20 protein-coding genes are annotated in these 21,855 nt (G+C 64.2%); 12 read left to right on the forward strand and 8 right to left on the reverse strand.

Annotated features, from left to right (window positions below; genetic code table 11):
* Nucleotides 1–27 precede the first annotated feature (27 nt).
* Complete coding sequence (locus ASD94_RS01370; RefSeq protein ID WP_056637473.1) at nucleotides 28–1,578, reverse strand: 3,4-dehydroadipyl-CoA semialdehyde dehydrogenase; 1,551 nt, start codon at nucleotides 1,576–1,578, stop codon at nucleotides 28–30.
* Nucleotides 1,579–1,633: 55 nt separating this feature from the next.
* Complete coding sequence (locus tag ASD94_RS01375) at nucleotides 1,634–2,101, reverse strand: DUF4863 family protein (RefSeq protein ID WP_056637476.1); 468 nt, start codon at nucleotides 2,099–2,101, stop codon at nucleotides 1,634–1,636.
* Nucleotides 2,102–2,292: 191 nt separating this feature from the next.
* Between ASD94_RS01375 and ASD94_RS01380 the strand changes: the two genes are divergently transcribed.
* The 9 genes from ASD94_RS01380 to ASD94_RS01420 all read left to right on the forward strand — a co-directional run bounded on the left by ASD94_RS01380 (nucleotide 2,293) and on the right by ASD94_RS01420 (nucleotide 13,615).
* Nucleotides 2,293–3,234: a helix-turn-helix transcriptional regulator gene (locus ASD94_RS01380; protein WP_056637477.1), complete on the forward strand. Its 942-nt coding sequence runs from the start codon at nucleotides 2,293–2,295 to the stop codon at nucleotides 3,232–3,234.
* A gap of 271 nt (nucleotides 3,235–3,505) precedes the next feature.
* Nucleotides 3,506–5,176, forward strand: a complete 1,671-nt coding sequence (gene boxC / locus ASD94_RS01385) for a 2,3-epoxybenzoyl-CoA dihydrolase (protein ID WP_056637480.1) — start codon at nucleotides 3,506–3,508, stop codon at nucleotides 5,174–5,176.
* Between the two features lie 41 nt (nucleotides 5,177–5,217).
* Nucleotides 5,218–6,645, forward strand: coding sequence for a benzoyl-CoA 2,3-epoxidase subunit BoxB (gene boxB, locus ASD94_RS01390; RefSeq protein ID WP_056637484.1), 1,428 nt, complete (start codon nucleotides 5,218–5,220; stop codon nucleotides 6,643–6,645).
* Between the two features lie 148 nt (nucleotides 6,646–6,793).
* Nucleotides 6,794–8,071: a benzoyl-CoA 2,3-epoxidase subunit BoxA gene (boxA, locus tag ASD94_RS01395; protein ID WP_056637487.1), complete on the forward strand. Its 1,278-nt coding sequence runs from the start codon at nucleotides 6,794–6,796 to the stop codon at nucleotides 8,069–8,071.
* Between the two features lie 258 nt (nucleotides 8,072–8,329).
* Nucleotides 8,330–9,130, forward strand: coding sequence for a DUF3348 family protein (locus ASD94_RS01400; protein ID WP_056637490.1), 801 nt, complete (start codon nucleotides 8,330–8,332; stop codon nucleotides 9,128–9,130).
* Nucleotides 9,127–11,796 carry a DUF802 domain-containing protein gene (locus tag ASD94_RS01405; protein ID WP_056637493.1) on the forward strand — a complete coding sequence of 890 codons (2,670 nt, stop codon included), beginning with the start codon at nucleotides 9,127–9,129 and terminating at the stop codon, nucleotides 11,794–11,796. The genes ASD94_RS01400 and ASD94_RS01405 overlap by 4 nt, the downstream gene beginning before the upstream one ends.
* Entirely contained in the window at nucleotides 11,793–12,461 is a 669-nt protein-coding gene (locus tag ASD94_RS01410) for an OmpA family protein (protein WP_056637497.1), read from the forward strand. Before ASD94_RS01405 ends, ASD94_RS01410 begins: the two co-directional genes overlap by 4 nt.
* Complete coding sequence (locus ASD94_RS01415) at nucleotides 12,458–13,048, forward strand: DUF2894 domain-containing protein (RefSeq protein WP_056637500.1); 591 nt, start codon at nucleotides 12,458–12,460, stop codon at nucleotides 13,046–13,048. The genes ASD94_RS01410 and ASD94_RS01415 overlap by 4 nt, the downstream gene beginning before the upstream one ends.
* Nucleotides 13,049–13,318: 270 nt before the next feature.
* Complete coding sequence (locus ASD94_RS01420; RefSeq protein ID WP_056637503.1) at nucleotides 13,319–13,615, forward strand: DUF4148 domain-containing protein; 297 nt, start codon at nucleotides 13,319–13,321, stop codon at nucleotides 13,613–13,615.
* A gap of 359 nt (nucleotides 13,616–13,974) precedes the next feature.
* On the opposite strand, the gene ASD94_RS01425 is transcribed toward ASD94_RS01420, so the two are convergent.
* From ASD94_RS01425 to ASD94_RS01440, 4 genes are all read right to left on the reverse strand, one after another.
* A complete protein-coding gene (locus tag ASD94_RS01425) occupies nucleotides 13,975–14,319 on the reverse strand; it encodes a non-heme iron oxygenase ferredoxin subunit (RefSeq protein ID WP_056637506.1) in 345 nt (114 codons plus the stop codon).
* A gap of 11 nt (nucleotides 14,320–14,330) precedes the next feature.
* Nucleotides 14,331–14,822 carry an aromatic-ring-hydroxylating dioxygenase subunit beta gene (locus ASD94_RS01430; protein ID WP_056637508.1) on the reverse strand — a complete coding sequence of 164 codons (492 nt, stop codon included), beginning with the start codon at nucleotides 14,820–14,822 and terminating at the stop codon, nucleotides 14,331–14,333.
* 4 nt (nucleotides 14,823–14,826) lie between these two features.
* Nucleotides 14,827–16,092 carry an aromatic ring-hydroxylating dioxygenase subunit alpha gene (locus ASD94_RS01435; RefSeq protein ID WP_056637510.1) on the reverse strand — a complete coding sequence of 422 codons (1,266 nt, stop codon included), beginning with the start codon at nucleotides 16,090–16,092 and terminating at the stop codon, nucleotides 14,827–14,829.
* A gap of 84 nt (nucleotides 16,093–16,176) precedes the next feature.
* Nucleotides 16,177–17,163: a 2Fe-2S iron-sulfur cluster-binding protein gene (locus ASD94_RS01440; RefSeq protein WP_056637513.1), complete on the reverse strand. Its 987-nt coding sequence runs from the start codon at nucleotides 17,161–17,163 to the stop codon at nucleotides 16,177–16,179.
* 113 nt (nucleotides 17,164–17,276) lie between these two features.
* On the opposite strand from ASD94_RS01440, the gene ASD94_RS01445 reads away from it, so the two are divergent.
* The 3 genes from ASD94_RS01445 to ASD94_RS01450 all read left to right on the forward strand — a co-directional run bounded on the left by ASD94_RS01445 (nucleotide 17,277) and on the right by ASD94_RS01450 (nucleotide 19,357).
* The gene (locus ASD94_RS01445; protein ID WP_056637516.1) at nucleotides 17,277–18,185 is read left to right on the forward strand and encodes a LysR family transcriptional regulator; all 909 of its coding nucleotides are present in this window, start codon (nucleotides 17,277–17,279) and stop codon (nucleotides 18,183–18,185) included.
* Nucleotides 18,186–18,496: 311 nt separating this feature from the next.
* Nucleotides 18,497–18,820 (forward strand): heavy-metal-associated domain-containing protein, encoded by a 324-nt coding sequence (locus ASD94_RS24235; RefSeq protein WP_082576700.1) that lies wholly within the window; start codon nucleotides 18,497–18,499, stop codon nucleotides 18,818–18,820.
* A gap of 18 nt (nucleotides 18,821–18,838) precedes the next feature.
* Nucleotides 18,839–19,357, forward strand: coding sequence for a hypothetical protein (locus ASD94_RS01450; protein ID WP_056637520.1), 519 nt, complete (start codon nucleotides 18,839–18,841; stop codon nucleotides 19,355–19,357).
* Between the two features lie 546 nt (nucleotides 19,358–19,903).
* On the opposite strand, the gene ASD94_RS01455 is transcribed toward ASD94_RS01450, so the two are convergent.
* Both ASD94_RS01455 and ASD94_RS01460 read right to left on the reverse strand, forming a co-directional pair.
* Complete coding sequence (locus tag ASD94_RS01455; protein WP_056637523.1) at nucleotides 19,904–20,656, reverse strand: S9 family peptidase; 753 nt, start codon at nucleotides 20,654–20,656, stop codon at nucleotides 19,904–19,906.
* A complete protein-coding gene (locus tag ASD94_RS01460; RefSeq protein ID WP_056637526.1) occupies nucleotides 20,653–21,807 on the reverse strand; it encodes a DUF3182 family protein in 1,155 nt (384 codons plus the stop codon). The genes ASD94_RS01455 and ASD94_RS01460 overlap by 4 nt, the downstream gene beginning before the upstream one ends.
* Between the last annotated feature and the right edge of the window lie 48 nt (nucleotides 21,808–21,855).

The raw sequence follows: 21,855 nt of genomic DNA on the forward strand, positions 1-21,855 counted from the left end.
GCGTTGTTTTTGTGTGTGGGTTCGGGGTCAGCAGCCCAGCGCCGCGAGCACTTCGGGGCTGGCCTGCACCGCACTGCGCTGGTGGTAGAAGTCCAGCGCCCGCAAGCCGCCCAGCTCAGCACCACCTCCAGCCCGGCCGGGCCCGCCATGCAGCGACATGGGCATGACATTGCCGTGGCCGGTGTGCGCAGTGGCCACGGCCGGCGTCACCACATGCACCCGGCCGTTGCTCGCCGCCAGCGCAATGGCGGCCTGTGCCAGGGCCTTGTCGTCGGCGCCGTAGAGCGAGGTCACCAGCGAGCCCTGGCCACGCTGCGCCAGAGCCAGCGCATGGGGCAGGTCGTTGTAGGGCAGCAAGGTGGCCACCGGGCCAAACACCTCCACGTCATGGACGATGGAGGCCCGGCCGGCATCGCGCGCACCGAGCAGCACCGGGCCGACGCAGGCCGCCACGGCGGGGTCGGCATCCACTAGAGGGCGGGTTCGACCGTCGTGCAGGATGTCGGTATGGGAGGCCAGGGCGGCAATGCCTGCCTGCACGCCATCAAACTGCGCGCGGCTCACCAGCGAGCCCATTCGCACTTCCGGGCTACGGGGGTTGCCCACCACCACGCTGGCCAGTTGGGCGCTGACAGCCTCGGCCACCGCAGCGTACAGCGCGGCGGGAACCAGGATGCGGCGGATTGCGGTGCACTTCTGGCCGGCCTTGACGGTCATCTCGCGGACGACTTCGCGCACCAGCAAGTCAAAGGGGGCGCTGCCGGGCGCCGCATCAGGCATCAGCAGCGCGGCATTGAGGCTGTCCGCCTCAATGTTGGCGCGCACCGAACGCTGCGCCACCGCCGGGTGCGCCCGCACAACGCCCGCCGTCTCTGCAGAACCGGTGAACGAGACCACATCAAACGGTTGCAGAGCGTCCATCAAGCCCGCCGAGCTTCCCGCGACGACCGACAGGGCGCCGGCGGGCAGCACCCCGGCGTTCACCACGTCCTGCACCATGCGCTGGGTCAGCCACGCCGTGGATGTGCCGGGCTTGACGATGACCGGTATGCCTGACAGCAAGGCAGGCGCGGCTTTTTCCCACAGCCCCCAGGCGGGAAAGTTGAACGCGTTGATGCACAGCGCCACCCCAGGCCGGGGCACCTGCAGGTGTTGCGACTGAAAGACCGGTTCTTTGCCCAGCCTGATGGCGTCCCCGTCGCGCAGCACGCGCACATCGCCCAGCGCATCACCCCATCTGGCGTATTGGCCGAGGGTGAAGATTCCGCCGTCGATGTCCACCGCGGAGTCCGTCTTGACGGTGCCGGAGTTGGCAGTGGCAATGTCGTAGTAACTGTCGCGGTGCGCCTGCAACACCTTGGCGACCGCGCCGAGCATGGCAGCCCGCTCACGGTAGGTGGCGGCGCGCAGCGCAGCCCCGGCCTGTTCGCGGGCAAATGCAAAGGCCTCGGGCAGGTTCAACCCCGTGGCGTCCACCCGCACCAGGGCGGTGCCCAGCACAGGGTCGCGCAATTCGGTGCCGGGCCCTGTTCCGTGTTGCCAGCGGCCGGCAACGTGGTTGGCGAGCAATTCAGTCATGCAGTCGGTCTTTCAGAGCGAGAAGGTCCATGTGGAAGCAGCGCAGGCGCCAGCACTAGCGGGTGAACTGGATCTGCCCCTCGGGCAGCAGGTACAGCACCAGCGCTCTGCCGTTAGCCACCGTGGGGTGGTGGGCACTGCCGGGCGGGTAAACGCACCATCCGGCAGGGTGGCCGTCAAACACCGCCTCGCCCTCCAGCGGCATGATCAAATCGATTTCGCCCTGCGGATGGGTGTGGTGGGGGCCTGCAATGTTTTGCACGTCCACCACGTCCACAGAAAACCGGTGCAAGGCATCTTCGGGCTTGAACACGCGGCCGTAGCGAATGCCAGCGCCCTCGCGTTCACACAACCACCCCTCGCGCACGCCCTGAAGACACGCCTCCCGCAAGCGCTGGTAGCTCGCACTGGTGGGGCCGTGTGCAGTGTTAAGCCATTGCGCCAGAGCGGCATCCAGCGGTTTGCCAGCGAGCTGGGCGGTCAGATCAGCCAGGGCTTGGTGAAATGCAGTTTTGTCGGACATGGGCAGTGGGTGCAGCTAGAGTCGGGGCCCAATCTGCACCGTTTTTGATCCACCGCCTTGCGCGCATCCAAAACATGCAGTATTTTGCCAATTGATGAACCATAGTTACCTCAAAGATTCATGTCAAGCACTATAGTGCATGCATGGCGTTTTCCCTGAGAAGGCCAGGGTGCTCCATGAAAAGGATGGGTATGAACGAAACAGAAACGGCGGGGCTGCTGGCACCCGCCTCCGCGCAGGAGGGTGCGCCGCCATCGGCCGAGGAGCCCAAGAACCCCCTTCTGGTGGCTCTGGGCGAGCGCGTTCGCAACCTGCGAGCGCAGCGGGGCCTGACCCGCAAGGCGGTGGCCGTGGCCGCCGACGTGTCTGAACGCCACCTGGCCAACCTGGAGTACGGCACCGGCAACGCCTCCATCCTGGTGCTGCAGCAGGTGGCCCATGCACTGCACTGCTCGCTGGCGGAGCTGGTGGGCGACTTCACGACGCAATCGCCCGAATGGCTGCTGATCCGCGAATTGCTGGAACACCGCAGCGAGCCCGAACTGCGCCGCGCCCGCCTGGCGCTGCACGAGCTGCTGAGCGGTGGACACAACGACGTCGCAAGGCACCGCCGCATTGCGCTGGTGGGTCTGCGGGGGGCTGGCAAATCCACGCTGGGGCCGTTGCTGGCGCGCGAGCTGGACGTACCGTTCATTGAACTGAGCCGCGCCATCGAGGCCCTTGCCGGGTGCAGCGTGCGCGAAATCCATGATCTGTACGGCACCACCGCCTACCGCCGCTACGAGCGCAGGGCGCTGGAAGAAACGATACAGATCCACAGCGAGGTGGTCATTGCCACGCCGGGCGGCATTGTGTCGGACCCCGCCACTTTCAACGAGCTGCTGGCCCACTGCACCACGGTGTGGTTACGGGCTGCGCCCGAAGAACACATGGGGCGCGTGGTGGCCCAGGGCGACATGCGCCCGATGGCCGCCAGCAAAGAGGCCATGGACGACCTCAAGCGCATCCTGGACGGACGCGCTGCTTTTTATTCCAAGGCCGAAATCACGGTGGACACCTCCGGCCAGACCCCCGAGCAAAGCCTGCAAGCCCTGAGTGCCAGTGTGCGCAAGGCCATGGCCCGCGCAGCGTAAAACCCTGCACTCCCTCTGAACGGCTGCAGCCCGGACACCGGCGCCGCAGCACTCACTGTCATCCCGGCACGGCACAGAGCCGCCATCACGGCGGCCTGTGCAGTTCGCGCTCACCCCCCTCCCGCCCCGCGCGCAGCTCTCAGCGGCGCTGCACATCAGCGCGACTTCCATCGGCAAAAAAATGCATTGACACACCGCAAAACATGCATGATGATGCACATCAACAGCAGATCACAAGCACTATATTGCATTAATTCTCCACGGAGATCCCATGGCAGACCTTACCCACGCTCCCGAACGCGTTGACTACCGCACTGACCCCACGCAGTACCGCCACTGGACCTTGTCGGTCGAGGGCGCCACTGCGCGGCTGTCCCTCGACATTGCGGAGGACGGCGGGATTCGTCCTGGCTACAAGCTCAAGCTCAACAGCTACGACCTGGGGGTGGACATTGAGCTGCATGACGCGCTCAACCGCATCCGCTTTGAGCACCCCCACGTGCGCAGCGTCGTCGTCACCAGCGGCAAGGACCGCATCTTTTGCTCGGGCGCCAACATCTTCATGCTGGGGGTATCCAGCCACGCCTGGAAGGTCAACTTCTGCAAGTTCACCAACGAAACGCGCAACGGCATTGAAGACTCCTCCAAACACTCAGGCCTCAAGTTCATTGCGGCCGTGAATGGCGCCTGTGCAGGCGGCGGCTACGAGCTGGCACTGGCGTGCGATGAAATCATCCTGGTCGATGACCGGTCGTCTGCCGTATCGCTGCCCGAAGTGCCTTTGCTGGGCGTGTTGCCCGGCACCGGTGGACTGACACGCGTCACGGACAAGCGCCGCGTGCGGCACGACTTGGCCGACATCTTCTGTACCAGCGTGGAGGGCGTGCGTGGCCAGCGCGCGGTGGACTGGCGCCTGGTGGACCGTATCGCCAAGCCCGCGCAATTTGCCGCCACGGTGCAAGAGCGCGCTGCCGCCCATGCACAGACCAGCACCCGCCCCAGCGGCGCACAAGGCATTGCCCTGCCCCGCGTGGAGCGGCAGGACCATGCCGACGGCATGCGCTACCAGCACGTGACGGTGGACATCGACCGCGCACGGCGCACGGCCACGCTGTACATCAAGGCACCCCAAGGGGCGCAACCCGCAGACACGACTGCCATTGAAGCAGCCGGCGCCACCTGGTGGCCGCTGGCAATGGCCCGCGAGCTGGACGACGCCATCCTGAACCTGCGCACCAACGAGCTGGACATTGGCACCTGGCTGCTGAAGACCGAGGGGGACGCACAAGCCGTGCTGGCCAGCGATGCCGTCCTGCTCGCACATCAGGACCATTGGCTGGTGCGCGAGACCATCGGCGCACTGCGGCGCACCTTTGCCCGTCTGGATGTGTCCTCGCGCAGCCTCTTCGCGCTGATCGAGACGGGCTCGGCGTTTGCCGGCTCGCTCGCGGAACTGGCCCTGGCGGCAGACCGCACCTACATGCTGGCCCTGCCCGACGCGCCCGACCAGGCACCAACGCTCACCCTGAACGCATTCAACTTTGGCTTGCTGCCCATGGTGAATGACCAAAGCCGCCTGCAGCGCCGCTTCTATGAAGAGGCAGGCCCGCTGGAAGCCGTCCGCGCAACCGCCGGCCGATCGCTGGATGCAGATGCGGCGCTCGCACTGGGCCTGGTCACGGCCGCCCCCGACGACATCGACTGGGCCGACGAAATCCGCATCGCCATCGAAGAACGCGCCGCCATGTCGCCCGACGCGCTGACCGGCCTGGAGGCCAACCTGCGCTTTGCCAGCAAGGAGAACATGAACACCCGCATCTTCGGGCGCCTGACCGCGTGGCAGAACTGGATCTTCAACCGCCCCAACGCCGTGGGCGAGAAGGGCGCGCTCAAGGTTTACGGCACCGGCCAGAAGGCCGGGTTTGACCAGACGCGCGTCTGACCCCCTGCCCTGCATTCGTTTTCCATCCAGAGGAGCACCCCATGAGCAGCATCAACTACAGCGAGAAGATTCCCAACAACGTGAACCTGGGCGAAGACCGCACGCTGCAGCGCGCGCTCGAAGGCTGGCAGCCCAACTTCATCCACTGGTGGGACGACGTGGGCCCCGAGGGATCGACCAACCATGAGGTTTATCTGCGTACCGCCGTGAGCGTGGACCCGAATGGCTGGGCACAGTTTGGCCACGTGAAGATGCGCGACTACCGCTGGGGCATCTTTCTGAACCCCGGCGATACGAACCGCGAAATCCACTTTGGCGACCACAAGGGCGAAAAGGCCTGGCAAGACGTGCCCGGCGAACACCGCGCCAACCTGCGCCGCATTATCGTGACCCAGGGCGACACCGAACCCGCCTCGGTCGAGCAGCAGCGCCACCTGGGCCTGACGGCGCCCAGCATGTACGACCTGCGCAACCTGTTCCAGATCAACGTGGAAGAGGGCCGCCACCTGTGGGCCATGGTGTACCTGCTGCACAAGCACTTTGGCCGCGACGGCCGCGAAGAGGCCGAAGCGCTGCTGCAACGCCAGTCCGGCGACGAGAACAACCCGCGCATCCTGGGCGCGTTCAATGAAAAGACGCCGGATTGGCTGGCGTTTTTCATGTTCACCTACTTCACCGACCGCGACGGCAAGTTCCAGCTCTCGGCCCTGGCAGAGAGCGCTTTTGACCCGCTGGCGCGCACCACCAAGTTCATGCTGACCGAAGAAGCCCACCACATGTTTGTGGGCGAGAGCGGCATCTCGCGCGTGCTCTCGCGCACTGCGCAGGTGATGAACGACCTCAAGACCGATGACCCTGCCCAGGTGCGTGCAGCGGGCGCCATCGACCTGCCCACCATCCAGCGCTACCTCAACTTCCACTACAGCGTGACCATCGACCTGTTCGGCGCAGACCAGTCGAGCAACGCCGCCACGTTCTACAGTTCGGGCCTCAAGGGCCGCTACGAAGAAGGCAAACGCACCGACGACCACGTTCTCAAGAGTCAGACGTACAAGGTGCTGGAGGTCAAGGACGGCCAGTTGCTGGAAAAAGAAGTGCCCATGCTCAACGCGCTGAACGAAGTGCTGCGCGACGACTTCATCAAGGACTCCATGGCGGGCGTGGGCCGGTGGAACAAGGTGCTGGAGAAGGCGGGGGTCCCCACCCGCCTGGTGGTCCCCCACAAGGCCTTCAATCGCCAGATCGGCGCGCTGGCCGGCATCAAGATGTCGCCCGACGGCCGCGTGGTGAGCGAGGCGGAATGGACCGCACGCAAAGCCGAATGGCTGCCCACGCCCGAAGACTTCGCGTTCGTGGCGTCGTTGATGGGCCGCGTGGTAGATCCGGGCAAATTTGCCGGCTGGATCGCCCCCCCGGTCATGGGCATCAACCGCCAGCCGGTTGATTTCGAGTACGTGCGTTTCAATTGACCCCTGATGAGCCGCCAAGCGCCAGCCTCTCCCAGAGGTATCTCGGCGCCTGCGGCCAGGCACAGCAGTTTTGCTCTGCATCGACTGAAGCCAGCCCACGCATGCAAGGTCACCGCACCCGTCGACAGACATTGCACGAAGAACGACTATGGAAACCCACACGCTGATCGACAACGGCATCCTGAAGCAGCACTTGATCGACCCGGAGATCTGCATACGCTGCAACACCTGCGAGGCCACCTGCCCAGTCAACGCGATCACGCACGACGACAACAACTACGTGGTGCGGGCGGATGTGTGCAATGGCTGCATGGCCTGCATATCGCCCTGCCCCACAGGTTCCATCGACAACTGGCGCGCGGTGCCGGTGGGCAGGGCCTACAGCATTGAAGAGCAGTTCAGCTGGGAAGAACTGCCCGGCGAGCTTGCGCCCCACGAACTGGTTGCAGCAGGCGCAGAACCCGCCACAGCGGCGGCAGCACCACAACAAGCCGTTGAGGCCCCTGCAGAGCCGGGCACGCAGGTGTTTCGGTCTGCCCAGTACGGAGCCACGGTGCCGCCTTGGTCCGCAGCCCATCCGTACACCAATCTTTTCCCGCCCAAAAACCCAACCACGGCCACCGTGGTCGGCAACTTCAATTGCACCGAGGCAGGTTTTGAGAGCGAAACCCACCATGTGGTGCTCGATTTCGGCAGCATGCCGTTCCCTGTGCTGGAAGGGCAATCGATTGGCATCATCCCGCCCGGCACCGATGCGCTGGGCAAACCGCACCACGCGCGCCAATACTCGGTGGCCAGCCCACGCAATGGTGAACGCCCCGGCTACAACAACCTAGCGCTGACCGTGAAGCGCGTGACCGTGGACCACGATGGCAACCCCGTGCGCGGCGTGGCCTCCAACTACGTATGCGACCTGAAGGTGGGCGACAAGGTGCAGGTGGTGGGGCCGTTCGGCAGCAGCTTCCTCATGCCCAACCACCCGCGATCGCACATCGTGATGATCTGCACCGGCACCGGCAGCGCTCCCATGCGCGCTATGACCGAGTGGCGGCGCAGGCTGCGCAACAGCGGCAAGTTTGAAGGCGGCAAGCTTCTGCTGTTCTTCGGTGCACGCACGCAGCAGGAACTGCCCTACTTCGGCCCCCTGCAAAGCCTTCCCAAAGACTTCATCGACATCAACCTGGCCTTTTCCCGCACGCCCGGGCAACCCAAGCGCTACGTGCAAGACCTGATGCGCGAACGCGCCGCCGACCTGCTGGCCCTGCTGCGCGACGACAACAGCCACTTCTACGTCTGCGGCCTCAAGGGCATGGAAGAAGGCGTGGTGATGGCACTGCGTGACATTGCACAAGAGGCAGGGCTGAGCTGGGAGGTCCTGGGCGCGACGCTGCAGCGCGAAGGCCGACTGCACCTGGAAACGTATTGAGGCCGCAAAGGCCTTGGCCTGAGGCCTCTCTCTAATTCAAGCCCTGGAGCCTCCAAAAGGCCCACCGGCCGGGCCTCTGGGCGCTACATCGCGCCCTTTCCCTCATGTAACAGCTGCAACGCCGGACGCTGACCGGCCGATCAGCCTTGCGTTCCTGCGAAAATAGCGGGCTTTGCCTATGGGGACCCGTTCCCCCCTGCACGTGCCGCCGGACCATCCCTCTCGGCCGTGCCCACCCAGTGCACAGCCTTTCGCGGGATGACCCAACACCACCGACTCAACAGCTCACCCCTCGTGGTCCTGCTCCAGCAATGGACGCGGGAAGCCAGCGAGCGGGCCGCGCCTCCGCTACCAGCAGCCAAGCCCCCCGATGTGGCTGAGCAGCTGAGCCAATGGCTCGGAACCGTGGACGCCGTCCAGCTCAGCCGGGCGCTGCACGCGATCGAGACCCTGCCATCGCAGGCAGCCAGTGCACAACGCCCACCCGTGGTGCTGAACATGACGGCACTCACCGGCCTGGTAGCGAAGGTTAAGGCCGACCTCGAAGTGCAGCTGACCACCAGGCCCACTGCACCCAAACCGCTGCGGGCCCGGGCGGACAACACGCCCGTGGAACTGCCGGACCCGATGGTGGAGACGGATTTCGCCACCCATGCGCCACGCTATCTGGACCTGCAAAAGCAGATGGAGCTGCGGCTGCAGCCCCTGCGGGCACAGTTGCGCCAGGCGATCACACAAGGCCCCCCCAGGTTGCGCCAGGTGGCAGCGCTGGACGCTGTCATGGAGCACATGCTGGCGCCGCGCGAGCAACGCCTGTGGGCCTTGCTCCCCGCGCACCTGGAGCGCCGCCTGGCGCACCGCCATCGGCAACACCAGCACCGGCTGACCGCCCAGGGACTGACCGATGAGCCTGCGCGCTGGCGGCAGGCAGGAGGCTGGCTGTGGGCCTTCGAACGCGACATGCAGGCCCTGCTCACCGCAGAGCTGCAAACGCGCATGGAACCGATCACGGGACTGCTGGAAGCGGCCCAGAACGACACAACAGGACAACAGGAATGAACAAGAGTGTGATGACAGCCATCTTTGCCACAGGCCTTGCGGCCGCTGGCTGGGTGGGCTGGGGTTTTATAGGCCACAGCCCGCTGGCACTGGCAATGACGGTGATGATCGCCGCCACCTACCTGCTGGGAGCCTGGGAGCTGATGCGCTATCGGGCGGCCACCGCCTCGCTGACGCGCGCGCTAGAGGCCCATCAAGAGCCCCCAGCGCTGGATACCTGGCTCGAAAGCCTGGACCCAGCACTGCGCCACCCGGTTCGGCAACGCATCGAAGGCGAGCGGGTGGCCTTGCCGGGCCCCGCGCTCACGCCCTATCTGGTGGGACTGCTGGTGATGCTGGGCATGCTGGGCACCTTTGTGGGCATGGTGGTGACGTTCCACGGTGCGGTGTTCGCCCTGGAGGCCTCTGGCAACCTGGAATCCATCCGCAACGCACTGGCTGCGCCCATCAAGGGACTGGGCCTGTCGTTTGGGACGTCCGTCGCGGGGGTGGCTACGTCGGCCGCGCTGGGCCTGTTGTCCGCCCTGAGCCGCCGTGAACGGCTGCAGGCGGTCCGCCAGCTGGATGCGCACATCCCCACGCTGTTCCGCTCCTTCTCTTCCGCTCAACGGCGGGAGGACACACTGCAGGCCCTGCAAGCGCAGGCCCAGGCCCTGCCGCTGATTGCCGACCGCCTGCAAGCCATGATGGAGGGGCTGGAGCGCCGCCACAGCCAGCTCAACGACCAGCTGCGGGCGCAACAGCAGGGGTTTCACAAAGAGGCCTCTGCCGCCTACACCCAATTGGCGCAGGCCGTGGGCGCATCGCTGCAAGACAGCCTGAGCACCAGTGCCCAGCAGGCCACTGCCGCCATGCGCCCGGTGGTGGAACAGGCCATGGCGACGCTGGCACAAGAGTCCCAGCGCACCCACGAGCGGTTGCGAGAACACACCAGTCAGCAGCTGCAAAACCTCAGCGCGCAATGGGAGGGCACCGCACGCAAGGTGGCCGACACCTGGGCCCAGGCGCTCGACCAGCAGACGAGCACGCAGGGCGCGCTGGCAACCCAGTTCGAGAGCGCATTGCAAACACTCACGCGGGCTTTTGACGACCGCTCGAAATCCCTGGTGGATGCCCTGCACGCAACAGCCGCACAGCAACAGGCCGCCCAGGTGGAGTTGGACCACCAGCGACTGCAAGGCTGGGAGCACTCCATGCAGGACATGGCCCGCAATCTGGCCGCTGAATGGCAGCGTGCAGGCACCCACACGCTGACCCAACAGCAGGAGGTGGGCAAGGCCTTGGAGCGCACAGCACAGCAGATGGACCGGCAATTGCAGGCCACCACCCAGGCCTTTGCACAGCAGGCCCAAGCACTGGTCACCACGCTGCAAGCCACAGTGGCCGAAGCCCACGGTGCACAGCGGTCTGCGGATGCGCAGCGGCTTGCCGACTGGACCCAATCTATGCACCAGATGGCCCAGAAAATCAGCGGCGAATGGCAGAGCGCCGGTGCACAGACGGCCGAACAGCACCAGGCCACCAGCACGGCACTCGCCCAAGCAGCCCAGCAGATCGAACACCGCCTGCAGTCCTCCAACAGCGCCTTCGAAAAACGCTCAGAGGCCTTGCTGGCTGCGTTGCAAAGCACCGTCGCCGACGCTCAGCAGGCACAGCGCGACGCCGATGCGCAACGGCTGGCGGACTGGGGTCAGTCCCTGGAGGGCCTGGCGCACACGCTCAGCGCCGAATGGCAGCGCGCTGCCACCCAGGCAGTGGAACAACAGCGCGCCCTGGTGCAGACGCTGGAGGACACCGCCACACAGGTGAGCCAGCGACTGAACACCCAGGTGGAACGCACCTTGGGCAGCACCACTGCGCTGATGGAGCAATCCGACGCGCTGCTGCGCACACGCATCGATACCGAAGCCCAGTGGGTGCAAGCCCAGGGCCAGCGCATGGAGGCACTGACCCAAGTGTGGCGCGATGAACTTGTCGCACTGCGCGATGCCGAAGCGACGCGCGGGCAGGCGGCCGTGGACCGCCTGGAGACCCTGCAAGCCGCCGTGTCAGAGCACCTGGCCACCCTGGGCTCCGCGCTGGAAGCCCCGCTCACGCGCCTGCTGCAAACCGCCTCCGACGTGCCACAGGCGGCAGCCGAAGTCATCACCCAGTTGCGACAGGAAATGACACGCCTGGGCGAACGCGACAACCTCGCACTGGCCGAGCGTACGGCCATGACGCAGCAACTGGGCACCCTGCTGCAATCCGTGAACGAAGCCGCTGTGCAGCAGCGCGCGGCCATTGACGCCCTGGTCGGTTCGGCCGCCCAGGTGCTGGAGCAAGCGGGCCAGCAGTTTGCACAGGCCCTGGGCGCACAGGCGGGCAAGGTGGATGAGGTGGCTGCGCAAGTGGCGGCCAGCGCCATCGAGTTGTCCAGCCTGGGGGAATCCTTCCAGCACGGCGTGGGCCTGTTCAGCGCCAGCAATGACAAGCTCATGCTGAGCCTGCAAGACATGGAGGGCGCCATCCGCGAGTCCATGGGCCGCAGCGACGAGCAACTGGCCTATTACGTGGCACAGGCGCGGGAGGTGATTGACCTGAGCATCAGCGCACAACAAGGCATCGTGGAAGACCTGCGCCGACTCCATGGCCGGGCCACGGCAGAACAAGGGGTGCCTGCGTGACCGGCGTGGACGATACCCTGGACGATGCCACCGACCAGACCGCCCCGGTCTGGGCTGTCTTCGGCGACCTGATGGCCGGACTGCTGGGTGCGTTCGTGCTGATTTTGGTGGGTGTCCTGGTGGTACAGATTGATCTGGTGGCCAGCCTCCAGCAGGAAGTGCAAAAGCGCCAGATGGAAGAGCAGAGGCGCATGGCGCTCGAAAAAGCGTTGGCCATTCCGCTGGCCAGCGGACGTGTGACGGTGAACAATGGACGCATTGGCATCAGTGGCAGCGTGCTGTTTGCCACGGGATCAGACGAACTGCGCCCAGAAGGCCGCCAGTTGCTCAAGACCCTGGTGCAGCCGCTGGGGATTTATCTGCGCGAACGCAACGAAATGCTGATGGTCAGCGGCTTCACAGACAACACCGCGCTGCTGCGCGGCAGCCAGAAACGTTTTGCGGACAACCTGGAGCTGTCGGCCCAGCGTGCGCTCACAGTGACCCGGGCCCTGATTGACGAGGGCATGCCATCGTCTCAGGTGTTCGCGGCCGCCTTTGGCGCTGAACAACCCGTGGCCGACAACAGCGACGAAAAAGGCCGAGCACAGAACCGCCGGGTAGAGATGGCGCCAGTCCCCAAGACAGCCAACACCCAGCCCATCGAGTCACCCCGCGCACCATGAGCGATCCCCGCGTAGAGGCCTTGCGTGCAGTGGGCGCGCACCACAACGACCCCGCGCGCTTTCACTACTTGGAGGTGCTGGCGCGCCGCCTGCCTGGCCAGTCCGGGGCCGTACAACGGCTGTTGGAGCACAAGCTCGATGCCGCGCTGGCGAGCTACCCCCAGAGCCCGCCGCCCACAGTTTCATCACAGAGTCACCCACGCCCCACCCCCGCGGGCTCTGCGCTGGCACAGCTGAACCAAACCTTGACATCCCCCCGGTACAACGCCTCCAAGGACGACCCCTTTGCGGCGGAGAATGCTCCATTGCCCGCCCTCAAAAGCGTGCGCCAGTTCAGCAGGGTCTGGTCTGACATCGCTGCCGAGCAACAGGTGGTCCAGGCCCTGCACCGGGGGCCAGAGAACGCCGGGCCGCTCAATGCGCACAAGCTCGTGCTGCGTTCACTCAACCTGATGCGCAATTTGTCTCCGGGCTATCTGCGCCACTTCATGGCGCAGATGGACACCTTGTTATGGCTGGACCAGGCGAGCCACAGGGCTCCGAGCCCCACCCCTCGTTCGACGCGCAAGACGCGCAGTAGGCCCTAGCGACCCACAGGCCTATCGGTGCGTGGGGGCCCCGAGCCAACGATCACAGCGCCAGGGCAGAGCGCACTTCGAATCATTCCCAATACCAAAACAGTCAATTTGCGACCATATGGTTTTTTGTTAGACAACGTCGGCGTACAGTTCACCCCATCGATGAGCCGAACCCGCAAGGCGACTCACCGAACCCGGTGTGAAGCAGTTTCCAGCCTGTGTTGTGGGCTCTTCGCTCCGGCTTTTTTGAGACGCATTTTTCATTCAAGGATTTTCATCATGAACAAGACCACACGCTTCCTCTCTATCGCCGCTGTTGCCGCTTTCGCCTCGTTTGGCGCACACGCAGATGAAGCCGATGCTTCGCAATTCGCCACCCAGTTTGAAACCCAACGCACCCGCGCCGAAGTGCGTGCTGAGGCGGTAGTGGAAGCCAAAACGCACAATATGGAGCCCGCCGGCTCACGTGTTGCTACCTACCAATCCACCGCCGACCGCTCGGCCATCCGCGCCCAAGCAGCAGAAGCAGTGCGTACGGGCCAGATCTCCCACGGCGAAATCGGCAACGCCATGTAATTCAAGCAGATGCGGACCGGTCCCGCGGTGGCGGCACCTGGCGAGTGCCGCGATCCTGTGGAAGTGTTTTCACTGTGCCGCATCGCCAGCATCCGAGCTCCCCTTCCGGGAGCTTTTTTTTTCCATCCCTGGCAACCTCAGACACGGGAGGTCAGTCGAAATCCAGTGCATCAAGCAACTGGAGCGTGATGGCACGCTTGCACTGTCGCTTTCATGTTGAGCAAGACTCGCAATGCGCCTGAATCCGATGCACAGACCGGACCGCGGAAGCAGCTCACGCGCAGTCGAAACATAGAGGGGGCCGCCTGACGCGACCCAACCCGCCTCAGCGAACTCCGGGGGCGATTCTGCCCAGTGGCTTAGGTAACGCCGCGTGGCGCCGCTTCAAGATTCAAGTACACCTTGCCCTGATCGATCCTGACCGGGTAGGTGCGCAATGCTTGCGTAAGCGGAGCGCACAGCGCACGGCCGTCGCGCACATCAAAACGGCCCTGGTGCAGCGGGCATTCGATCTCGTGCCCTTCCAGGAAGCCGTCGCACAGCCGCGCATTGCCGTGGGTGCAGAGATTGTCGGTGGCAAAAACATCGCCAGCTACGGCGTAGAGGGCCACGTCACGGCCATCCACGGACACACCAATCACGTCATCCTCGGGCAAGTCGCCCAACGCGGTGGCTTCGGTCCAATGCGTATCGAGAGGGGTCATGGAGCGCTTTCTCAGATAGGGTAGATGATGGAGTTCGGAATCATTTCGCTGTCATAGATGCATTCCTTGCGAGCAAAGCGCAGACCCTCAGGCGTGCGCTGCACTACATCCAGATAGCGCCCCACGTTGAACACCGTGGACGGTTCCGAGAGCTTGGTGCGGAAAACCGCGTAGTTGGCCTCGCACGCCCACCGGCCCTCGCCAGCCGCACGCACGATGGGCGCACCGATCACATGGCGCTGGTAATACGGGTCATGGAACAGCGTCTCGCGGATGCCGTAGACGCGGTCCTTGAGCATGCCCTGGCTGTCGAACGACAGCGTGGCCAGCGGCAGGCCGCGCTCGTGGTTCTCGCGCGGCTGCAGGCGGTAGACGCAATCGTCGGTAAAGAAGCCCGGCCAGCGGTCCCACCGTGCGGCATCGAGCGCAGCGGCGTATTCGGCATAGAGCTGCTGCACCGCGAAGTAGTCGGCGAATGCGATGGGGGTGTCGTGGGTATCCATGGCGTCAGTCCTCCTTCTCCATCACGCCGCGCCAGTACTCGTACATGCCACGGATCAGCGTCTCGGTGACCATGTGGTCGGTATCACCCACCTCGTGGCCGCCCAGCTCCACCAGCGCGCGGTGGAAGGGCTTTTGCTCGAAGCCTTGCTGCGAGAACTCGATCACCTCGCCATCGTCGGCCGAGACGAAGCCAGCGGGGCCAAACAGGTTGGCCTGGCGCAGACGGCGCTCGGTCATCTCGTCGGTGTCGCCCTCGTAGCCGAAATGCGTCCACACGAAGTCGAAGGCATCGTGGCCCACGGGCTGGATGTGGCGGGTGGAGACGCTGTTGACCTGCTGCTGCAGGATCACGCTGGGGAACAGCGTGGTCATCACCGCCGTGGGGCCGCCCCACCAGGGCTCGGGCACGATGTCGAGGAAGCGCGGGTCTTCCAGCTGCATGCCGGCCTTGAAGCTGGAGACATTGGATACGTCAGACTGTTTTTTCGCCTCGCCGCGCGTGGAGACCATGGCCGCATGACGATGCCGCGCATCCATCTTCAGCTCGGACTTGTTGTCGGCCCGCCAGAGGCCGAAGGTGACAAACCAGGTGTGCAGCAGGCCAGGGTGGTACGGGTCCTTGATGTTCTCCTGCATCAGCTTCCAGTTGCCCGGGATGCGCTGGCGGTTGTAGCCCAGGATCTTGAGCTGGCGGCCGTTGAACATCCGGTCGAAATAGCCCAGGATCACCGGGCCCATGAAGTCCTCCAGCGACTCGACATCGTGGTCGAACGAGGCAAACACCACACCGCCGCGCGTAGCCACCTTGAGCCGCGTGAGGCTGTGCTCCTCCAGCTGGAAGTCCGCCGGCATGCCGCCGTGCACCTTGCCGTCCTGCTTGACGCCTCGCCGAAAGGGCACGCCCTGCAGTGCGCCGTCCAGTCGGTAGTTCCACTGGTGGTAGGGGCAGACGAACTCCTTGCGGTTGCCATGGCGCTCGCGGCAAAAGCGCATGCCGCGGTGCGCGCACACGTTCTCCACCACATGCAGTTGCATGTCCTCGCCGCGCACCAGGATCACCGAGCGCTCGCCGATCGCCGTGCGCTTGAAGTCGCCGGGATTCGGCACCTCGGCCTCCAGGCCCACATAGCACCAGTGGCTGCGGTAGAAAAACCGCTCGAGCTCGCGGCGGTACAGCTCTTCATTGGTATAAGCCGCGAACGGTACGCGGTGGGTGCCGGGGCCCTCCCAGACGGGGCGCAACGGAAAGATGGGATGGGGTGCACTCATGTCATTGTCTCCTTGGGCTGGTTGTTCGTTGCACGCGTGTGGGCGTCAAGAGGCCGCAGCAATGCCGCTCCACCGCGCAGTCGCTCAGGGGGTGCTCGCATAGAACGCGTCTGCGTACAGGTGCTCCGGCGCGATGCCGCGCTGGCGCGCCAGCAGCGAAGCCGCCTCCACCATGGGCGGGGATCCGCACAGGTAGGCGCGCCAGCCGTCCAGGCGCGGCCAGTCGCGCGCGATGGCATCGGTGACCAAGCCCGTGCGCTGACCGGGGGGCGCGTCGGCCGCAGCCACCACCACATGCACCTGCAGGTGCGGATGGCGCTGCTGCAGCTGTGCCAGCCACTGCAGGCCGTACACGTCGCGCGCCGAGCGCGCGCCAGCATAGACGTGGATGGAGTTGTCCATGCCCGATTCCAGCGCGCCGCGCACGATGGACAGGATGGGCGCCAGGCCCGTTCCTCCCGCCACGCAGAGCATGGGCCCCTCGTACTTGCGGCGCAGGTAGGCCGAGCCCAGCGGGCCGCTCACGCGGACCGCGTCGCCTACGGCCAGCACATGGGCCACATGGCCGGAGACCTGCCCGCCCTCGACCAGGCGCACGTGAAACTCCAGCTCGTCGTCATGTGGCAAGCCAGCCATCGAATAGGGTCGTGCAAGGCCCGGGCCGAACTGTAGTTGTGCGTACTGCCCGGGTGAAAAATCCAGCGGCTTGGCCGAGCGCAAGCGCACACGGCGGATGTCGTGTGTGAGTGCTTCGACCGCCGTGACCGTGGCCTTCAAGGTGCGCGCAGTGTGCACCACCACCTCGTCGGGCTCGGGGATCTCGATGGTGCAGGACCCGCTGAGCACCGTCTGGCAGGCCATCACATACGAATCCTGGCCGCCCAGGGGTCTGCCCAAGGCCGGGCCGGAGTCCAGCACATCGCCCGACAGCACCTTGCAGCGGCAGGTGCCGCAGCGCCCGGCCATGCAGCTGTAGGACACGGGAATCTGGTGCGAGCGCAGCACTTCCAGCAGGTTGGCTCCCGGCGCCACCGGCAGCACGCGGCCCAGCGGCTCGATACGCAGTTCCATCAGGGTTGTCTCGCTCTTGTCGTTGTGATGGCAGCGATCATTCCCGTGATTACAAAATCAGCCAATAGAATGGCGTGAATACAGTCCATCACCCAGATCAATAAAGGTATTGCGTGGAACTCGAGGACATCGACCTCAACCTGCTGGTAGTGTTCCAGCAGCTGCTGGTCACGCGCAAGGTGTCGCAGGCCGCGGAGAACCTGGGCCTCACGCAGCCGGCGGTGAGCAACGCCCTGGCCCGCCTGCGGCGCCTGCTGGGCGACGAGCTCCTTTTGCGCACCGCCCAGGGCATGCAGCCCACGCCCTATGCGGACCAGCTTGCGGAGTCGGTCTCATACGCGCTGGCCATGATCCATGGCGCGCTCAACCACAAGCTGGGGTTCGACCCCGGCACCAGCCGGCGCGTGTTCAAGGTGGCGATGACGGACATCGGCGAGATCTACTTCTTGCCGCGCCTGCTGGAGCGCCTGGCGCTGGTGGCGCCGGGCGTGCGCCTGACCACGGTGCGCAACACCGCCACCGACCTGAAGGACGCCATGGAAGCCGGCAAGGTGGACCTGGCCGTGGGCCTGCTGCCGCAGCTTAAGGCGGGGTTCTTTCAGCGCAGGCTGTTCCGCCAGCCTTACGTTTGCCTGTTCCGCCAGGGGCACCCGCTGCACAAGCGCCGCATCAGCCTGGCGGAGTTCTCACGCGCGGAGCACGTGGTCGTGGTCTCGGAAGGAACGGGCCACGGGAAGGTGGACGAACTGCTGGAGCGCATGGGCGTGGCCCGCGATGTGCGGCTGACGGTGCCACATTTCGTGGCCATCGGCCACATCCTGCAGGCCACGCAGATGGTGGCCACCGTGCCCGAGAAGATGGCGCAGAGCATGGCCGAGCCCTTCGGGCTGGCCTCGGCGCCCCACCCGGCGAAGCTGCCGCAGGTGGCGATCAACCTGTTCTGGCACACGAAGTACCACCGCGACCCGGGCAACCAGTGGCTGCGGAGTCTGCTGGTGGAGATGTTTGCGGAAAGCGAATGACGGGTGAGTCATTGAGAGGATGCATGAGCAACAAGGCGCCTGCACCCGGGCCACTGCGATAGACACTGCTCATGAGCGGTTCGAAACACACGGGCGCGACACCACCGCCCTGCGCCTTTTCTGGCTTCTGATCGATATCGATGTACTGAAGCGAAAGGCCCGACGGACTGTGCGGCCACGGCCTGCACGTTATATGCACTGCGTAAGGCGGCTGCGCAGCCCAGCCACTCCACTGTTTTTCCCAAGGCCGCTTGACTCTCTCATCGTGACAAGGTCAATACTTGAAAGCGAATCAACCGAAGGAGGCTCAAATGGTCGAGTTCAATGTCCCTGATATGACGTGTAGCAGCTGCGCCCAACGCATCCGTCGCGCAATAGCGGAGGCTCGATTGCCGGAGGGCTTCGAAGCAGACATCGATGTGGCTGCACGGCAGATACGCATTGCGGGGCACGTCAAAGACGAGACAGCGGAGCTTGTCCGCTCCGCGATTGAGCGTGCCGGATACAGAGCCGACGCAGCGGTGGCGCCTTCGTCGCGACAAGCAACCAGTGGCTGCTGCTGCGCGTCTCGGTCCGCAACCCCTGCTGACATGAATCAAGACGGTGCGGGACGACCATCGTCATGCTGCAGTTGAAATCACAAGGAGACCATCATGCGTTTGAACATCGTCGCTGGGCTGTTGACAACCCTGCTCGTGGCGGGCTGTGCCGTCGCGCAATCTCCAAAGCCTGCGGACGAACACGCAGGCCACCACCCCGCCGGTAGCACGCAGAGCGCCGGCGCGGTCACCCAGACCGCGCCAGCTGCCACTGCCGCGCCCACTCCAGATGCCTTCGATCATCAAATGAAGGCGATGCAGGACATGCACAGAAAAATGCAGGCGGCCAAGACTCCGGCCGAACGCGCCGCGCTGATGGATGAGCACATGAAGCTCATGCAATCTGGCATGGCCATGATGGGCTCGGGTGACTCGGGGGGCATGGGCATGGGCATGGGCATGGGCATGATGCAACAAGGGGCTCAGGCTAAACCCGCCGTGCCGGCTGCCGCTGGAAGCTCGGGCATGGGCGGCATGATGGGCATGCACGCCCACATGGAACGCCGTATGGCCATGATGGAACAGATGATGCAGATGATGGTGGACCGCCAGGCAGCCATGCCATCCAAGTAGTCCCTCTCGCAAGCGCCCTCGGGGGCGCTTGCCACTCAACCCCATCAGTGTGGGCGGCCCAAGCTTGGGATATTGCGGTGCCAGAGCATCGCGTGGAGCCGTTCAGAGACCTAAGGCTTGCCTCCGGTCTTGACGATTTCCTCGCGCCGCGCGGGTTTGCGGCGCGGTCAAAAATTTGACTGAGCTTCAGCGACCCAAGCAAGGGCCTCGTGGTCCATGGCTTGGCCATTTACCCAGGTCGCAGGGGTGCAATGAGTACCTCTTGAATGTCGCCTCACGCCATCCGTCACAGATAACGCAAAAAGGCCGCAATGAGCCCTGTCAATGTCAGGACAGCAGCCTGAAGCCCTACCAACAGGATCCAAAGGGGCATCTTGCATTCTCCAGTCAAGAGCAACAGAGTAGGCCCGCTCCATCGTGCTTTGTGCAATCGCCATCCGCAAGTTCACGTAGGATCGTTCTGACACTGGCTGCTTTGTTCCATGCGCAGAGTTCATCATGGAAGTACCTATACGGCCGCAGGCACTCCGCCCGCAGCCGCAGACATCAGGAGGCAGCCGCGCCCTCTCTCGCATGACCCAGCATTTCCGACATCCAATTCACCAGCATGGCGGTGTACGCATCGCTCCACTCCGCCTTTGACAGACTATGGTCCGCTTCACGGATCACCCGGTGCGTCATGGAGTGGGCCTTGAGGAACGCGGCTCGGTAGTTCTCGATCACCGTGTGGGGGACTATGTGATCAAGCTCAGACTCCACAAGCAAGATATCGCCTTTGAAAGCCGCGCTGGCCGCAAGAGCCTTGTTGCTGTCGGCTGAAAGTTCTTGCGTGCGGTATCGGGCGATTTCCTGCCGGTCAAGATGCTGCTTTGATGTCAGCCAGTCGTCGTCTTTGTACAGAGCCGGAGCGCGCAAAGCCATCCAACGCACGGGCCGAAGAGCGCTGAGGACGGCCGCCAAGTAGCCGCCGTAACTGCTACCAACGAGCACAACAGATTCTTCATCCACTGCGGGATGGCCCACAAGCATGTCGTACGCCGCCAGCATGTCGTGGAGATTGTCCTCACGCGTCACGGTGTCCCGATGCGCCCTGTCATTTGCATGGCCACGCAAGTCAATGGTCAGGCAAATGCACCCCAGCGTGGCAATGGCATGGGCCCGAGCCAAATACTGCTCCTGGCTGCCGTCCCATCCGTGCACCAGCAAAACGCCAGGAACGATCGTATCCGGCGCCACCAAGGTTCCAGCGATAGTCCGGTCGCCAGTGGGAATCTGGACGGTTCGATGTCGTGTAGTCATCGACTCTCCACTAGTGCATATTTAGTCAACAGTCCAACGTCGGGATCGTCTCCGCGGAAGTACGTCACTGCGCCGTAGGGCAACGGCACCAGTGGGCCAAATATTTCAACGCATTTGGAGTGAACCAGCGTGAGGCTTGGATTCTCATGAAAAGCCTCTAACGCAGCGATCTCGGCGGCGGTCGCGCCCCCCATTCGCCAAGACTGCTCCAGGACGCCAGAGCACCATTGGCCAGCAGCATTCGTTCCTTGCGCGACGTCGTAGTTGATACGCGAGGCAAAGAACGCTGGAAAACAAACCCTCACTGCCTTGTCGTAGGTGAGGGCCTGTTCCACCGCAGTGCGTTCCGCTCCTGGAGCGAGTACACGCAATAGCGCATCGAAGTCCCCGCGAACGACTGTCAAGTCGGACCCGCGATAACTCACGGCACCTTCGTTGTTCTCAGTCAGGTGCTGTCTTCCGTAATAGCTCGCCACTATGCTGGCAACGCGTACTTGCCCGACGCTGAGCGTATCGACTGCAGACAAATTGTGTTCGAGCACCAAACCATGCCTGCGCAACGCTTGATCCGTCAATTTCGAAAGGCAGGCATTCAACTCTTCTACGTTCTTCACCACGACTTGTCCATGGCCGCCGGTTTCTGTCACTGGCTTCACTCGAACCGGCCCCAGCGCCAACAAAGCGAGCACGGCCTGGATCACATCGGAACGACAGAATGCCGTGTAACCGGGCAGGACGGCCTCGCGTACCCGTTGGTGGAAATCGAAGCGCCATCCCTCAGGACGTTCAGAAGTAGCTGAAAACAATGGATGGGTAATTGCCTTGGAGGCGATGAAAGCGTGAGGCACCACCCCGCCAAACAAATCGTCCGCCCCGTGAAGCCCCAAACTAGCGACCCACTCCATTCCCACCAATGTTTCACAGGGAATCAGATAAGGGCGCATCTTCCACTCCGATTGGGGAAGCTCCTCACTGACCGGACATCCTTTTATTCGCGCTATACGACGCGCCACCTCGGCCCGGGTCGCGGTTTCATGAAGACTGGTATGTCCTGTCAACCCACTGGTGAAAGGCATAACGATTTGCTGCGCCTCGTGACTGCTTGGTGCCCGAGCGCTCGAAAAATGAGGTTGGGCAGTTTCGTCGGTCATGGGAAGCCTCCGCAGATGACAGTCAAGAGCGACAAGGGACTGCAAGGA

It is taken from the genome of Acidovorax sp. Root70, from assembly GCF_001428225.1.
Classification (GTDB): domain Bacteria; phylum Pseudomonadota; class Gammaproteobacteria; order Burkholderiales; family Burkholderiaceae_C; genus Acidovorax.